Consider the following 16192-nt stretch of genomic DNA (forward strand, 5'->3'; position numbering starts at 1 on the left):
GTTTCGCAGAGATGCTGACTGAGGTTGAGGGCAATTCCGCAGGGCCGACGACCAATGGCACCAGTGCCAAGATTGCAGCGTAGAAGGTCCTAGTCACAGCGCATTCTCATCGTCATCGATGAGAATGCGCTGTGCGGCACCCTCGAGATCCTCGAACTGGCCTTTGCGCATTGCCCAGAAGAAAGCGGTCAGACCGAGGAGGCCCAGACCCAGAGCAACAGGAATAAGCACAGCGAGACCGATCATGGCTTTGCGAGCCGCAATGAATTGCCGACAACGACAAGCGAACTCAAAGACATTGCCACAGCCGCGATTAGCGGGGTCACCCATCCTGCCAGAGCCAGGGGGATAGCGAAGACATTGTATATCACCGCGAATGTGAAATTCTGGCGGATGATGTGCATTGTTCGACGTGCCACGGTCATAGCGTGCGCTACCGGCATCAACGATTTTCCGAGAAACACAGCGTCAGCAGCTTGCTGACTTACGTCGCTTGCACTTGCGGGGGCAATGGAGGCATGAGCCGCCGCAAGTGCGGGACCATCGTTTATGCCATCCCCGACCATAAGGGGTTTCCGGCCATCGATCTTCAATCCGTCGATTAAGGTTAGCTTATCTTCCGGGAGCAATTCGGCCTTAAAGTCCATGTCGAGATGATTGGCGATAGCAGCAACCGCCGCCGCTTGGTCACCGGAGACCACTTGGCTTTCCAAGCCTTCACGGCGCAAACGTCCGATTACTTCACCGCAATCAGTCCGCAGAGGATCGGAGAAAGGAATGACGGTGCTTTTTTCGCCTACGCGAAGGCTGGTGGCGAGCCCTCCCTGTGATGTGTTCGGCCGTTCGAGGGCAACGGGTATGGATCCGAGGTGTCCTGTCAGTCCCGTTCCGGCAACTTCCCTAATGTCTGTCACAGAAGTGGGCGCGTAGCCCTTGGCTTTGAGTGCTTGCGAAAGGCCTCTGCTCAGGGGGTGGCTGCTCGCTTGCGATAGGGTCAATGCGATCGATGCTTCGTCTGCCGAAAGAGCCTTGATATCCGGTATCGGTTCGCCCTGCGTCAGCGTGCCAGTCTTGTCGAATAGGACCATGTCGACTTCTGCAAGGCGCTCCAGCGCGCTGCCGTCTTTGACCAACAGCCCCTGTTTTGCCAGCGCGCCAGATGCGACAACCTGCGCGGCTGGTACGGCCAACCCCATGGCGCAGGGGCAGGTGATTATCAGCACAGCGATGGCGATTACGAGCGACTGGTACCAACCCGCGCCCGAGACCATCCATCCAGCGAATGCGAGCAGGGCAAGCGAGTGAACCACCGGGGCATAGAGCCGGGATGCGCGGTCGGCTATACGGACATAGCCGCTGCGCGATCGCCCGGCTTCGTCCATGAGACGCGCGATCTCGGCAAGAACAGTTCGGGATGCCGCAGCAGTCACGCGAACTTTCGCTGCATGCCCGAGATTGATCGCGCCCGCATAAGCTTTTTCGCCGGCACCAGAAGATACGGGCAGGCTCTCTCCCGTTAGCATCGAATTGTCGAAAGTGGCGCAGCCTTCCAAGAGAATTCCGTCTGCAGCAAGCGCTTCCCCGGGTGAGACCAGCATGATCATGCCAGGTTCGAGATCTTCGGCTGCAACGGTCATGGAGGCGGCGTTAGATCGCAGCACGGTGGCGCTTCGCCCCATGCGTGACAGCAGAGCGCCAATTCCGGCACGGGTCCGGTTTCGCATCGCCGCGTCCAGTGCTCTGCCGGTCAGCAGAAAGAAGAGCAGCATTACTGCGCCGTCGAAATATGCATGCTGTCCGCCGACCAACGTCTCGTATGCGCTTAGCCCGGTCGCCAGAAGGACGCCAATGCTGATCGGTACGTCCATATTGGTTCGCCGATGTCGTAGAGCCATCAGCGCGCTCGAGAAAAAGGGGCGTCCGGCATAGGCGGCTACTGGAATTGCGATCAGCGCAGACAGCCAATGAAACAGATCGCGCGTTACCCCGCCTGCGCCTGACCAGATGCTGATCGAGAGGAGCATGATATTCATCATGCCGAAGCCGGCGACAGCGACGGCTCGGTACAGCGCCTTTGCCTCAAGGCCATCCAACGCCATCGGGTTCTCCGCTGCGGGTTGAGCTTCGAAACCTATCCCTTCGATTACACGCACCAAGTCCGCTTGGCTGAGAATGTTCTGATGCCGTACGGCAACTCGCTTGGTCGAGAAATTCACTCGCGCAGATTCGACGCCATCGAGTTCGTTCAGGCCTCGCTCTATCTTGGCGATGCAGCCGGCGCAGCGCATCCCAGGCACATTGAAGCGGCTGTCTTCCAGTTCTAAGCCGGTGAGGTCATGTCTGGGAAAAGGAGCGTTCATTTTATCTCGAGCTCGTCGATCCACGGGGCGTTGCCGGTGTCGACTGTGATCCGGGCGATCCAGCGCCCCGAGGGCAGTGGGTCGCGGGACAGATAGCGCCCGTCGGCGTTTTGCTGCAGAGAGATGGTTCTCACTTCAGGCTGACCCAGTGGACGTCTCAGCTCTGCGGATATTTTTGCGTTTGCTGGAGCGTTGTCGACAATGGCGGCAAGGCGGCCTTGGGAGTCGCGGTCCAGACTTACCGCGTAGCCTAGCCTTTCAGCCCTGCGTGCCTGCTCCAGCCAGCCATTGTATTTCTGGCTGGCGACATAGGAGTTTTCGACCACCACGCCGCCAAAGCCGCCGATAGCCACCGACGCCATGTAGAAATTGACGGCGACCACTACGGCAAATCCGCACACCAGTATGATCGCCATGTCCTTGCCGGTGAATATGCGTTTCATCATTCTGTCTCCGGTGCATCGAAGCGGGTTTCGACCGCATCGGTCTCGCGCTGCTGATCGAGGGAAGTGACGCGGAATGTCAGGGCTTGCGGAACTGTTCCGGCGGGCGCGGCCACATAAGCGCGCACTTGCCGCACCAGATCGGCGGGCACGGTCACCGTCTGCACGGCTGCTGCGTTTGGATAGGCAACGGTGTCGGTCCACATCGCGGCATCCGGCACGCCTTCGATGGCGATTTCCATTTCGCGGGGCCGGCTTTCCATATTGCGCAGCTTGAGCGTGTACGAATTGCGGATCGACCCATCCGACAAGAGCATGAAGGGCGGATTGCGATCAGGCGCCACGGTCAGTTCGGTATGGCTGCGCACGCCGAGAGCGAAGAGCAAGGCCCCGCCGATGCCGCCCCAGATCATGAAATAGGCGATGGTGCGGGGGCGGAACAAGGTGCGCCAGGGAGACCTCGGCTCGCCGCCCGCGGCCTCGCGTTCGCAATCCTCTAGCGTTGCATAATCGATCAATCCGCGCGGTCGGCCGACATCTTTCATCACCCGATCGCAAGCATCGATACACAGCGCGCAGGTGATGCAACCGACCTGCGGACCTTCACGGATATCGATGCCGGTGGGGCAGACCTGGACGCATTGCTGACAGTCGATGCAATCGCCGAACTGGCCAGGATTTTTCTGCGATTTCTTCACGCTTCCGCGTGGTTCGCCGCGCCAGTCCTTGTAAGTGACCAACAGCGATTTTTCGTCCAGCATAGCAGTCTGGATGCGCGGCCAGGGGCACATGTAGATGCAGACCTGTTCACGCATGAATCCGCCGAGGATCACCGTGGTCATCGTCAGCACCGCAACGGTGATATAGGCGACGGGCGCGGCCTCACCGCGCCAGAAATCATGCACCAGCGTGGGCGCGTCCGCGAAATACATGATCCACGCGCCGCCGGTCCAGAAGCCGATGACAAGGTAGATCGTCCACTTGAGGCCGCGGCGGGCGACCTTGCCCCAGGTCCACGGCGCCGCGTCGAGCCGCATGCGCGCATTGCGATCGCCGTCGATGAAGCGATCTATGTGCTGGAAAAGGTCGGTCCACACGGTTTGCGGACAGGCGTAACCGCACCATGCCCTGCCGACCGCACTGGTGATTAGGAACAGGCCGATCCCGGCCATGATCAGCAGACCGGCGACGAAATAGAATTCATGCGGCCAGATTTCGATGCCGAACATGTAGAAACGGCGATTGGCCAGATCGACAAGTACTGCCTGATCGGGCGCATAAGGCCCACGGTCCCAGCGCAGCCATGGCGTGACGTAATAGATGCTCAGCGTCACCAGCATCATCAGCCATTTGAAGCGCCGGAAAGGCCCGTCGATACGCTTGTTATGGACCTGCCTGCGCGGTTCGTAGAGCTTTTGCGGCGGGCTTTCACGCGCCGGTTCGCGGGGTTCGTGGCGCCGGGTGGCCGCTTCCGGCCCAGCTACCGCACTTGAGACCGGGCGGTTGGTCTTGGCGACGCCTCTATCGACGACCACCGACCAGTCGCGCCGGTCTCCGGATGGATCGTCAGGGCTGTTCATCGACTTTCACCTCGGGGTTCGCGGCGACCTCCAGGAAGTCTTCGCCTCCCCCGAGCGAATGGACATAGGCGGCCAGCATCTTGATGGTGACCGGATCCAGCCTGCCCTCCCATTTGGGCATCATGCCCATGCGCGGTTCCAGAATCTGGTGCTTGATCGCTTCGCGGCTATTGCCCCGCAGCCAGATCGCATCGCTGAGATCGGGCGCGCCGAGTTCGCGATTGCCAGTGCCCTTGCTGCCATGACAGGCGGCACAATTGTCCGCGAACAGCTGGGCACCCGCCTGGCTGGCATCGGCCTTGCCGCTCAAGGATAGGACATGGTCCACCAGATCGTCGAGCTGGCTGCTGTCGAACGCCCCGGCAAAGGGTGGCATCTGGCTGGTCCGGGTATCGGCATCGCCCGGCTGCCGGATACCATGCGTCAGCGTATAGTGGATCGCCTTGAGATCCCCGCCCCACAGCCAGTCGTCGTCATTCAGATTGGGATAGCCCAGTTCCTGACTGCCGCCGGCTCCCGAGCCGTGACACTGCACGCAATTGACGCGGAATGCTGCGGCGCCGCCCGCCACTGCCTGCTGCATTAATTCGCTGTCTTCTTCCAGCCGTTCGATCGGCACGCGCGCCAGCCGTTCGCGCATGGTTGCGCGGGCCTGATCGGCAGCACTCATGTCCTCGGCAAGCTGGCCGCGGCTCGACCAGCCAAGAACGCCTTCGGTCGCCTTGTCGATCATGGGCCAGGCCGGATAGGCGATGACATAGCCGATCGCGAACACGATCGTGAGATAAAAGGTCCAGAGCCACCAGCGGGGAAGCGGCGTATCGAGTTCCTCGATCCCGTCCCATTCGTGGCCGACAGTATGGACGCCGGTCGGTTCGTCGATCCGCTTATTCGGCATCGTCCTGCCCCTCGAATATCAGCGTTGCTGCGGCCTTGTTGCGCTTGCTGGCGCCGGGCCTGAAGGGCCAGGCACACAGTCCTACGAACAGGGTAAGCATGACGACGAGCGCATAGCTGTCGGCGAAATGACGCAGGGTCTCGTAAAGGCTCATCGCCCTTTCTCCTCGGCCAGTTCTTCAAGGGGTGCGGCGCTGTCGAAATCGACCAGCGTGCCGAGCATCTGGAGATAGGCGACGAGCGCATCCATCTCGGTCAGCTTGTCGGGATTGCCGTCGAAATCGCGGATTTGCGCCTTGGGATAGCGTGCGGCCAGATCGCCAGCATCGGCATCGGGGTCAGCCTGGGCCAGCATGTCGGCCTCGGCATTGTCCAGATCATCCTTGGAGTAGGGCACGCCCACCCGCATGAGCGCGGTCATGGTGGCCTTGGGATCCCCGATGTCGAGCGGGGTTTCCTTCAGGAAGCCATATTGCGGCATGACGCTTTCCGGCACCACGCTTTGCGGATCGGTCAGATGCTGGACATGCCATTCGTCGGAATAGCGCCCACCGACGCGCGCCAGATCCGGCCCGGTGCGCTTGGACCCCCATTGGAAAGGATGGTCGTACATGCTTTCTGCCGCCAGGCTGTAATGCCCATAACGTTCCACTTCATCACGGAACGGGCGGATCATCTGGCTGTGGCAGACATAGCAGCCTTCACGGATGTAGATGTCGCGCCCGGCCTGCTCCAGCGGCGTGTAGGGGCGCACACCCTCCACTTCCTCGATCGTATTTTCGAGATAGAACAGCGGAGTGATCTGGACGAGGCCGCCGATCACCACGGTCACGAAAGTGCCGATGGCCAGCAGGGTTATGTTGCGTTCGAGCCGTTTATGGCCCTTGACGGTTTCGTCGACGACGGGATCGGTCATGGTTGGGTGATCCTATTCGGCCGGAACGGCGCTGGGCTGATTGACGATGGGGCGATCTGCTTGCGGATCGTAAGCCGCGTCGCGCAGGGGCTTTTCCTCGCGCAGCTTTCCGGCAAGCGTCATCCAGATGTTGTAGGTCATGATGATGGCCCCGCCGAGGTACATCAGCCCCCCGACCGTGCGCATGACATACATGGGGAACATGGCGGCGACGCTGTCCGCGAAGGACCAGACCAGATAGCCGTCGGGCCCATATTCGCGCCACATCAGCCCTTGCTGGATCCCGGCGACCCACATGCTGGCCGCGTAGAAAACGATGCCGAGAGCAGCCAGCCAGAAGTGCCAGTTGATCATGCGTAGCGAATACATCCGCTCGCGCTTCCACAGCCGCGGGACGAGGAAGTACATGCAGGCAAAGGTGATCATGCCGTTCCATCCCAGCGCGCCCGAATGCACGTGGCCGATGGTCCAGTCGGTATAATGGCTGAGGCTGTTGACGCTCTTGATCGACAGCATGGGGCCTTCGAAGGTGCTCATGCCGTAGAAGGCCAGCGCCATGACCATCATGCGGATGATCGGATCGGTGCGGACCTTGTCCCATGCGCCGTTGAGCGTCATCAGGCCGTTGATCATGCCGCCCCAGCTGGGCATCCACAGCATGATCGAGAACACCATGCCCAGCGTCTGCGCCCAGTCGGGCAGGGCCGTGTAATGGAGGTGATGCGGTCCGGCCCAGATATAGAGGAAGATCAGCGACCAGAAGTGTATGATCGACAGGCGGTAGCTGTAGACGGGGCGTTCGGCCTGTTTCGGGACGAAGTAGTACATCATCGCCAGAAAACCGGCAGTGAGGAAGAAGCCCACTGCGTTATGGCCGTACCACCACTGCGTCAGCGCATCCTGGACCCCGGCAAAGGCGCTGTAGCTCTTTGCGCCGAGGAAGCTGACCGGAACCGCCAGATTGTTGACGATGTGAAGCATCGCGATGGTGATGATGAAGGCGAGATAGAACCAGTTTGCCACATAGATGTGCGGTTCTTTCCGCTTGGCGAGCGTGCCGACGAAGACCACGAAATAGGCCACCCAGACGATCGTCAGCCACAGGTCGACATACCATTCCGGCTCGGCATATTCCTTCGATTGCGTGACGCCCAGAAGATACCCGGTCGCCGCCAGGACGATGAAGAGCTGGTACCCCCAGAACACGAACCGGGCGAGGCCGGGGAAGGCCAGCTGCGTACGGCAGGTGCGTTGCACCACATAGAAACTGGTTGCCAGCAGGGCGTTGCCGCCGAATGCGAAGATGACCGCGCTGGTATGCAGCGGGCGCAGTCGCCCGAAATTGAGATAGGGTTCGATATTGAGCCAGGGAAACGCCAGCTGCGAAGCGATGAAGACACCGGCTAGCAGGCCCGCCAGGCCCCAGAACATGGTCGCGATGACGCCCCAGCGGATCGGGTCGTCATCGTAGCGCGAGGGTCCTTCGGGCATCTTGAAGAAGCCTTGGGCCTTACCCATCGGGTCGAAGCGGGATGCGCTCAGCCAGACCATGACGAAAGCGACGAGGGCGATGATGATGGCGTGCGCAGCGAAGCCGCTATCGGCGGCTCCGACGGCGGCAGCCAGCGCCGCGAGCATGATCAGGAACCACAGGCCCACTCGGCCAAGTGCCGTTTCCGCTTGCATAGAATACTCCCTATTTGCGGCGGGGATTAAGCGCGGGAAGCGCGGGTCGCATTGACCCAGATCAAATTCGCAAAAGAAATCATGCCGCCTCTCGCAGGAACCCGGCCCGGCTCTGCAAGCCGGCCAGATCGTTCAGGATTATGGCCGATCGCCCCACCGTTTCGATTGCGCCCTCGGCCCTCAGCGCGCTGAGACGCCGGCTGACGGTCTCGATCGTCAGGCCCAGGCTTTCGGCGATGTCGCGGCGGGACATCGGCAGGTCGAGCAGGATGCGGCCTTCCTGCATATTGCCGATGCGGTCCGCCATGCCGATCAGGAAGATGGCGATGCGTTCGGAGGCCGTCTTGCGCCCCAGCGCGATGGCTTTTTCGCGGCATCGCTGCAGCGACAGGGTGGCTCTTTCGAGCAGGCAGCCCATCACTTTCGCATCGTCCGCTGCCAGCTGAAGAAAATCCGCAGTGGGAAAGCTCACGATCCGGCACTGCCGCAGCGCGCAGACGGAATAGGAATAATGGTCGCGCCGTGGGACGCTCAGCATTTCGCCGCCGAAGTGAAATGCGACGATCTGGTCGCGCGATCGGGATGCGTGCGCGACCAGCTTGATCGCCCCTCTGGCGAGGAACAGGATATGCGGCCCGGCATCGCTGAAATCGAGCGACTGATCGCATTCCAGTTTCTCGTATCGGGCGAGCGTCTGGAAGCGCAGATGCGCCGCATCGGACAGGCCGGGCGGCAATATGCGCATGGCGAAATGGTCGAAGGCGTCGGGCAGCGAGTTCATGGCGCTCCCTGTCGGCTCGAATGCGTTCCGGTTCCTTGATCTGGATCAAGGAAGACAGGAAAATCCCGCCCTATTGCGCCGTCAGCCGCTGCAACCACCCTGAGCCGCGCGGTGCGGCTACTGCGGCGCTAGAGGTGAATTCAGATGAAAAGGTATCTCGCACTTGCTCTTGCCGGAGCAGCCATGACCGCCGCCCCGGCTCACGCACAGGACAGCGATGGCAAAGTGCAGGTCAAACTGCTGGGCAGCTATGTCATTCCCGATGGCAAGATCACCGCGGTGAACGAGGATATCGTCGGCCTTCCCGACACGCTGCAGACCGAGGCCAACGAGAACTTCGTCCCCACGCTGGCAGTTGAATATTTCGTCAGCCCGAATTTCTCGGTCGAGACGATCTGCTGCATGACCCAGCATGATGTCGATGCCGTATCCGGCCTGGCGAATGCCGAACTGGTGTCGGATGCCAAGCTCATTCCCGCCACGCTGACCGCCAAATACCATCTCGGTGCAGGCAGCGTGAAGCCATATGTCGGTGCAGGCGCGACCTATTTCTGGTGGGTCGATGTCGAACCGGGCGCAGATACGATCCCGCTCGGCGTTACGCGCACGACGCTTTCGGACGAGCTGGGGCTGGTCCTTCAGGCAGGCGCCGACATTGCGATCGGCGATCAGGGCCTAGGCCTGACACTCGATGCGAAACGCTATTTCGTCGACACCACGGCGCGCTGGTATGCGGGCGATACGCTGGCCATCGAAACCGAGCACAAGCTCGATCCCTGGGTCCTGAGCGCAGGCGTAAGCTACCGCTTCTGACCAGGAGACTTTCGACCCGTCATAACAGGGCGGGGCGTGTCCAAGACCCCCGGGATGGCATGTCCCGGGGGTTTTTGTTTGCACCCGCCGGATTGGAAGTTGCGCCAGCGAAGTTTATGCCGGATCGCTGTCTTGCAAACCGCCTGGACGCAGGGCCCGAATGAAAAGGTATGGCGCAACAGTGATCAGCTACGAAGAAGCTCTCTCAACCATCCTCGGTGCAGTGCATCCCCTCTCGGGCGAGACTGTGCCGATTGCGCAGGCCGCAGGGCGTGTGCTCGCGCAGGACGTATCGGCAGCGCTCGATGCCCCCCGCGCGGATGTTTCGGCGATGGACGGGTATGCCGTCCGGATCGCCGATGCTGCGGGCGAGAGCAGCCTGACCATGGTCGGCGAAGCGGCGGCGGGTGCTCCGTTTGCAGGGCAATTGAATGCGGGCGAAGCCGTGCGCATCTTTACCGGCGCGCACCTGCCTGCGGGCGCCGATTGCGTCGTGATGCAGGAATATGCCGAACGTGACGGGGACAAGGTTCGCTTTCGGGAAGGCTTCGGCCCGGCGCGCCATATCCGCACAAAAGCCGGCGATTTTTCGGCTGGGGACGTGCTGCTGGAACAGGGGCAGCGCCTCGATCCCCGGGCGATGGTCTCGCTTGCCGGGGCCGACATCGCTCGGGTCGAGGTTGCCCGCCGCCCACGCATCGCACTTATCGCCACGGGCGATGAACTGGCCGAGCCGGGCCGTGCCGCGCAATCGCCGCATGCCATTCCGGAATCGGGAAGTTTCGGCGTCGCCGCGCTGGCCGAAAGCCGGGGCGGGGCAATCGCGGCAAGAATGACCGGGCGCGACGAGCTGGAAAGCCTTGCGCGTTTTGCGCAAGATGCCCTGGACAGCGCAGACTGCGTCGTGGTCATCGGCGGCGCTTCGGTGGGCGATCACGATCTGGCCCGGCCGATGTTCGCCGGGACCGAGCTGGAAGAGCATTTTGCGAAAGTGGCGATAAAGCCGGGCAAACCGGTGTGGTTCGGCATGGCGGGGGAAAAGCCCGTGCTCGGCCTGCCGGGCAATCCCACCTCCGCCATGGTGACCGCCCGCCTGTTCCTCGCGCCTCTGATCGCGGCGTTGCAGGGTGGGCGGCCGGATGCCGAAACGCAGTTCATGCCGCATCTGCTTGCCGCCGATCTGCCGCCCAACGGATCGCGGGAAACCTTCGTGAGGGCGCGTGCAACTCAAGAGGGGCTGCTACCCGCCACCAATCAGGAAAGCGGTGCGCAGGCCCCGCTCGCCGCGAGCGACTGGCTGATCCGCCGCGCCGTGGGTGCGGATGCCGCCGCTGCCGGAAGCGCGGTGCAGGCGCTGGCCTTCTGATCCCGTCGCGGCGAAATCTGGCCGCCTAACTTTTCGCAGAGCGGCGCCTGCGCGGGAACAGCCCGTGCGGATCGTTCATGACCAGCGCAGTGTCGCTGCGCGCAAGAGTGATCAGCGTGAGCCTGCCCTCGCGCGCACGCTTGATAGCCAGGGTGGACGGCGCGCTGATCGTGACCAGCATCGGGACCCCCCAGCGCACGGTCTTTTCCACCAGTTCCTGGCTGCACCGCGCCGAAAGCAGCACGAAGCCCTGTTCATGGTCGACACCTTGCCGATCGAGCGCACCGATCAGCTTGTCGAGCGCGTTGTGCCGCCCGACGTCTTCGCGCAGCAGCATGATCTCGCCATCGAAGGAACAGAATGCAGCGGCGTGGGCCGCCCCGGTGGCCCGGCCCAGATCCTGATGGGATCGCATCGCCGACAGGGCCCGGTGCACGGCTGCATGATCGGCACGCGGCTGTGCCGTGACCGGCTGCAGCGGGGCCAGCGCGGCGGCGATGGAATCGATGCCGCAGATGCCGCAGCCGCTTTCCGAAACCCGGCTGCGGGCACGTTCCGCGACGCGCGGAACGCTGGATGCGGGAAGATTTGCGCGCGCGATCCAGCCTCCGCCGGTCTCGAACAAGGAAACTTCGCCGATCTGGTTTTGCCGGGCCAGCCCTTCGCTGAGCGAGAAGCCGGTCACGAAATCTTCCAGATCGGTCGGCGTGGCCATCATCACGGCATAGCCGATGCCGTTATATTCGATCGCCACCGGCACTTCGACGGGGACGATGCGCGCGGTTTCCTCCGCCTGCCCGGTCTCGAAAGCAAGCTCGTAAGCGCCATAGACATCGGCTGCCGCCCCCAGCGCGCTCATCGTCTCCAGTGCATCGAGAGCGGCTGGCGTGTTCACATTCACGATCTCGCGGCCTGCATAGTCCACCATGCGGGCACCGCAAGCTTCGATCCAGGAGAGGACCGACCGGTTGCCGGATTGCAGATGCTCTTCCAGCGCCCCGGCCAGATCGCTGGGCCAAAACCCGAACAGCCAGTGCCGATCAAGGGCTGCCGGACCTGCGCCTGCGAGCCGGTCCAGCAAACCATCGGGCACGGGATGCGCGTCGACCGGCACGCTCAGCACTGCATCGAACCCATGGTCGCGTGCATAGGCAAGGGCGGCGCACAGTCCGCCGAGCGGCCCGAGCCCGCTTTCGGGGATGTCCTGCAACCGGGCTGGCGATTGGGCGATGTCTTCATCGCAGCCGCCACAGATCACGACTTCATCGCATGTATCGCACAGCGCCTGCACTGAATGGCTCAGCAGGGACTGGCCTTGCCATTCGGCAGCGCCCTTGTCGGAGCCGAAGCGGCTGCTCTGCCCACCTGCGAGGACAGCTCCGAGAATGCGGAAAGGCTGTGCCGTCAATGCAATGCTCCCATACCGAATGCCATGGCACCGCGAATACACCGTCCGGGAGATATGCCAACCGTGGAGAATTGGGATCGAATTTCGCGAGAACCGTTCCCGGTTCCTTGCGTTTATCGACCGGCGACAGTCTTGCTACGCCCGCGTTTGGGGTTCAGGATGCGCCGGGTTAACGAGCAGGAGAGATGTATGGCCGACGATAACGCACACCAGCCCAAGGATCTCCCGCACTCGCCCGGCCCCGCCGGTGGCTGGGGCTCGATGAAGGGGATCGCCAGCATCTATGGTGAAACCTGGGCATCGCCCGGCGCGCTCGACAGTCTGCGGCGGCTGAACAAACCCAAGGGCGTGATGTGCATGTCCTGTGCCTGGCCGAAACCGGCCAATTACTCCGCTTTCGAGTTTTGCGAAAACGGGGCCAAGGCAACCTTGTGGGAACTGACCAAGGATCGCTGCACGCCCGAATTTTTCGCCGCCGAAGGCCATACGCTGGCCGAACTGCGCGAATGGTCGGACCATGAGCTGGAGAAATCCGGCCGCCTGACACATCCGATGAAATACGACCCGGCATCGGACCGCTATGTCCCGATCGACTGGGATACGGCCTTTGCCGAGATCGGCACCACGCTGCGCGACCTGCCGCGCGACGATGTGATTTTCTATGCTTCCGGCCATGCCGGGCTTGAAGCGTCCTATCTCTACGCGCTGCTGGCGCGCGCTTATGGCAACAACAATCTGCCCCAAAGCTCCAACATGTGCCACGAAACGACATCGGTCGGCCTGACGAAGGTGATCGGATCGCCGGTGGGCACGGTGACGTTTGAAGATCTCGCCGAGACGGACTGTTATTTCTATTTCGGCCAGAATCCAGGCACCAACAGCCCGCGTTTCCTGCACAATCTGAAAGACCTGAAGGACCGCGGCGGCAAGATCGTCACCTTCAATCCGGTGATCGAGCAGGGGCTGGTTTCCTTCGTCGATCCGCAAAACCCGTTCGAAATGATGACCGGCAAGGAAACGATCATTTCCGATCAGTACCACCAGCTGAAGGCAGGGGGCGATGTCGCCGCGATCCTTGGCCTGTGCAAGGTGGTGGTCGAAGCGGACGATGCCGCGCAAGCCGAAGGCAGGCGCGAGGTCATCGACCATGATTTCATCAAGCAGCACACGACCGGGTTCGGCGAGTTCATCGCCTGTTGCCGCGATGCGCAGTGGAGCGACATCGAAAATGCCAGCGGTTTGACGGAAAGCGCGCTCCGCGATGCGGCGCAGGTCTATATCGAAGCCGAAAAGACCATTGGCGTCTATGGAATGGGTTTCACCCAGCACACGCATGGTGCGCTCAACATCGCGATGATGGTCAACCTGCTGTTGCTCAAGGGCAATATCGGGCGGCCCGGCACCGGCTGTTGCCCCGTGCGCGGACATTCCAACGTTCAGGGGCAGCGCACGGTCGGCATCGCCGAGAAAGCCCATCTGGTGCCGTTGGACAAGCTCAAGCAACTGTTCGATTTCGACCCGCCGACCAAGGACGGCATGCATATCGTCGACGCCGTACAGGGGCTAATCGATGGAAAAGTGAAGGGTTTCATTTCTCTCGGCGGGAATTTAGTGCGTGCGGTTCCCGATCAAGAACGGATGGAGAAGGGATGGGCATCGCAGGAAATCATTGTGATGGTGTCCACCAAGCTAAATCGCAGTCATCTCTATCCAGGTAAAGCGGCCTATATTCTACCGTGCCTTGGCCGTTCCGAGATCGACGAGCAGGCTAGCGGTAATCAGGCTGTGACCAGCGAAGACAGTTTCTCCATGATCAACGGCTCGATCGGACATCGTCCGCCGCCATCCGAGCATCTCAAAAGCGAACTGGCAATCGTTACCGGGATCGCAAAGGCTACTCTCGATTCCAACCCCAAGCTCAAATGGGATGATTGGACTGGTGACTATTCGCTGGTGCGGGATCTAATCGAGGCTACTTATCCAGACGACTTTCATGATTTCAACGAACGCATGTTCCAGCCAGGCGGTTTCTGGCGTGGAAATCCAGCTGCCGAACGTCTCTGGAAGACCGATAGCGGCAAGGCGGTTATTACAACTCCGCCGCAATTGGACTCTCTGGGTTTCGAGGATAAGCCGGGGCGCTATCGCCTTATCACCCTCCGTTCGAACGACCAGTTCAATACCACCATTTATGGCTACAGCGACCGGTTCCGCGGCATCGAGGGCACCCGTGATGTCGTGATGATGAATCCGGACGATATCGCCAAAGCGGGCCTGTCCGACGGCGACACCGTAAGACTCGTTACCGATTATGATGGGGACGATGTCGAACGCAAACTGGGCGGGCTTAAGCTAGTAGCGTACAAACTGCCCCGCGGCACTATTGCGGGCTATTATCCGGAATGTAATGTGCTAGTGCCGATCACCCATCACGATCAGATATCCAAGACACCGGCTTCAAAGTCGATCCCCGTGCGAATCGAGGCTGTTTAGCCGCGGCTAGTTCCATAACAGACGAAGCGGTCCGCAGTTGTGTCGTTATGGGTTGAGCTACTGTCTTTCGCCTTGCTGCTGTTTGGCGCAATTAGCGCTCTCTATATGGTGCGGGAGATTGTGCACCATCCTTCAGCCATGATGATTATGCGTTATGTCTGGCCGCTGTGCGCCCTGTTTGCCGGACCACTGCTGATATGGTTTTATCACCGGTATGGCCGGAAAGGGGTTGAGGACACTCCATTCGCGGCGACAGTTGCAAAAGGAGCGCTTCATTGTGGGGCGGGCTGCGCGCTGGCCGATATCATCTGCGAAAACCTTGCGCATTACGTGCCCGGCACCCTTAAATATTTCGGTCTTGGTACGCTCTTTTCTGAAGAGCTGTTTGCAACCTGGACCATGGATTACATCTTTGCCCTATTGACCGGCATTGTTTTCCAGTATTTTGCGATTGTCCCCATGCGGAACCTGCCGGTATTTGACGGTATCAAAGCTGCTGCCAAAGCCGATTTTCTGTCGCTCACGAGTTGGCAGGTAGGGATGTATGGCTTGATGGGGCTGGCGCATTTCATCCTGTTCCCGGCTCTGTTCGAGGCGAGGATTGATGCCGGCCACCCATCGTTCTGGGCAGCGATGCAAATCGCTATGACGGCCGGTTTCGCTACCGCCTATTTCCCGAATTGGCTGCTTATCCGGGTCGGACTGAAAGAAAAAATGTAAGAGGGTGATCGAAGGGTCGCCGGCGTCCATCAGCCGTGCGTTTCAATAGCATTGGTATGGCCATCTTGCGCTTTGCTCGGGGCTTCGAGCCAGTTAGCTCCGTTGATCAACACAAGGCAACTGACTGCAAGCGAAGGAACGACAAGCGCGAAGAAAAGCCCTTTTCCTAGCGTAAGAATTCCGCCTGCGATCGCCCCAGCAAGAATAGCACCCCAAATAGTCAGGGGAAGAAGGACTTGGCGCCACTTGCCGCGTCCCGAAAGAGCATCGGCAATATCTGAACCAATTGCAACGACGGCACCGCTGACAAAAGTATGAACCGTGAAGCCGTTCCTGCCTTGCAGAGCGCGGTTTATCATTCCCATCGCGAAAGCGAGGAGAATAAGGAGGATATAGTCGTCCCACCCCATCAGGACGCCAGCGGTTGCTAACCACAGGGTGCTGGCTACCATGAACAGGGCGGCGGTTTCTCGCCACCGGGCACCGTTATTAATCAAGCGCGCGACCACCGTGCCCAGAATAAATGTAACCACAACCCCGGCGACCAGTCCGGCCAAAGAAAGCTTCCCGGATGCGAGATCGGTAACGACCTTGGTCGAGTTTCCGCTCATGAATGATGGAAAGGCTTGCACAGAGCCGACCAAGGCGAGGAAACCGACTGCGTCCACCCACCCTGCCACGAAGTTAAGAGTGAAAACGGCTTGCTTACGGGTAATCACTCGCATGTGC

15 protein-coding genes are annotated in these 16192 nt (G+C 60.9%); 4 read left to right on the forward strand and 11 right to left on the reverse strand.

The genetic code is table 11. From position 1 onward, the window contains the following. Positions 1-93 precede the first annotated feature (93 nt). The 9 genes from ccoS to ACYQ0G_RS11130 form a co-directional block, all read right to left on the reverse strand. Positions 94-246 carry a cbb3-type cytochrome oxidase assembly protein CcoS gene (gene ccoS / locus ACYQ0G_RS11090; protein ID WP_460102531.1) on the reverse strand — a complete coding sequence of 51 codons (153 nt, stop codon included), beginning with the start codon at positions 244-246 and terminating at the stop codon, positions 94-96. Further along, a complete protein-coding gene (locus tag ACYQ0G_RS11095) occupies positions 243-2360 on the reverse strand; it encodes a heavy metal translocating P-type ATPase (RefSeq protein ID WP_460102532.1) in 2118 nt (705 codons plus the stop codon). The genes ccoS and ACYQ0G_RS11095 overlap by 4 nt, the downstream gene beginning before the upstream one ends. Continuing rightward, the gene (locus ACYQ0G_RS11100) at positions 2357-2806 is read right to left on the reverse strand and encodes a FixH family protein (RefSeq protein ID WP_460102534.1); all 450 of its coding nucleotides are present in this window, start codon (positions 2804-2806) and stop codon (positions 2357-2359) included. Before ACYQ0G_RS11100 ends, ACYQ0G_RS11095 begins: the two co-directional genes overlap by 4 nt. Further along, entirely contained in the window at positions 2803-4383 is a 1581-nt protein-coding gene (ccoG, locus tag ACYQ0G_RS11105; protein WP_460102537.1) for a cytochrome c oxidase accessory protein CcoG, read from the reverse strand. The genes ACYQ0G_RS11100 and ccoG overlap by 4 nt, the downstream gene beginning before the upstream one ends. Next, positions 4370-5281, reverse strand: a complete 912-nt coding sequence (ccoP, locus tag ACYQ0G_RS11110; protein ID WP_460102540.1) for a cytochrome-c oxidase, cbb3-type subunit III — start codon at positions 5279-5281, stop codon at positions 4370-4372. The genes ccoG and ccoP overlap by 14 nt, the downstream gene beginning before the upstream one ends. After that, positions 5271-5435, reverse strand: coding sequence for a cbb3-type cytochrome c oxidase subunit 3 (locus ACYQ0G_RS11115; RefSeq protein ID WP_460102542.1), 165 nt, complete (start codon positions 5433-5435; stop codon positions 5271-5273). Before ACYQ0G_RS11115 ends, ccoP begins: the two co-directional genes overlap by 11 nt. Continuing rightward, positions 5432-6196 carry a cytochrome-c oxidase, cbb3-type subunit II gene (gene ccoO / locus ACYQ0G_RS11120; RefSeq protein ID WP_460102543.1) on the reverse strand — a complete coding sequence of 255 codons (765 nt, stop codon included), beginning with the start codon at positions 6194-6196 and terminating at the stop codon, positions 5432-5434. Before ccoO ends, ACYQ0G_RS11115 begins: the two co-directional genes overlap by 4 nt. Before the next feature lie 12 nt (positions 6197-6208). Then, on the reverse strand, positions 6209-7882 hold the full coding sequence (ccoN, locus tag ACYQ0G_RS11125; RefSeq protein ID WP_460102546.1) for a cytochrome-c oxidase, cbb3-type subunit I: 1674 nt from the start codon (positions 7880-7882) through the stop codon (positions 6209-6211). 79 nt (positions 7883-7961) lie between these two features. After that, the gene (locus tag ACYQ0G_RS11130; protein WP_460102549.1) at positions 7962-8663 is read right to left on the reverse strand and encodes a helix-turn-helix domain-containing protein; all 702 of its coding nucleotides are present in this window, start codon (positions 8661-8663) and stop codon (positions 7962-7964) included. A gap of 144 nt (positions 8664-8807) precedes the next feature. Between ACYQ0G_RS11130 and ACYQ0G_RS11135 the strand changes: the two genes are divergently transcribed. Both ACYQ0G_RS11135 and ACYQ0G_RS11140 read left to right on the forward strand, forming a co-directional pair. Next, positions 8808-9476, forward strand: a complete 669-nt coding sequence (locus ACYQ0G_RS11135) for an OmpW/AlkL family protein (protein WP_460102551.1) — start codon at positions 8808-8810, stop codon at positions 9474-9476. 160 nt (positions 9477-9636) lie between these two features. After that, a complete protein-coding gene (locus tag ACYQ0G_RS11140; protein WP_460102552.1) occupies positions 9637-10842 on the forward strand; it encodes a molybdopterin molybdotransferase MoeA in 1206 nt (401 codons plus the stop codon). A 25-nt stretch (positions 10843-10867) separates the two neighbouring features. Here the strand turns inward: ACYQ0G_RS11140 and fdhD are convergent, their stop codons facing one another. Next, positions 10868-12250 carry a formate dehydrogenase accessory sulfurtransferase FdhD gene (gene fdhD, locus ACYQ0G_RS11145; protein WP_460102555.1) on the reverse strand — a complete coding sequence of 461 codons (1383 nt, stop codon included), beginning with the start codon at positions 12248-12250 and terminating at the stop codon, positions 10868-10870. Positions 12251-12439: 189 nt separating this feature from the next. Between fdhD and ACYQ0G_RS11150 the strand changes: the two genes are divergently transcribed. Continuing rightward, a complete protein-coding gene (locus tag ACYQ0G_RS11150; protein WP_460102557.1) occupies positions 12440-14743 on the forward strand; it encodes an FdhF/YdeP family oxidoreductase in 2304 nt (767 codons plus the stop codon). A 39-nt stretch (positions 14744-14782) separates the two neighbouring features. Continuing rightward, on the forward strand, positions 14783-15463 hold the full coding sequence (locus tag ACYQ0G_RS11155; protein ID WP_460102559.1) for a DUF4396 domain-containing protein: 681 nt from the start codon (positions 14783-14785) through the stop codon (positions 15461-15463). A gap of 29 nt (positions 15464-15492) precedes the next feature. Here ACYQ0G_RS11155 and ACYQ0G_RS11160 read toward each other — a convergent pair whose 3' ends face one another. Then, positions 15493-16188, reverse strand: coding sequence for a YoaK family protein (locus ACYQ0G_RS11160; protein WP_460102560.1), 696 nt, complete (start codon positions 16186-16188; stop codon positions 15493-15495). Positions 16189-16192 lie beyond the last annotated feature (4 nt).

It is taken from the genome of Qipengyuania triglochinis, assembly GCF_054655615.1.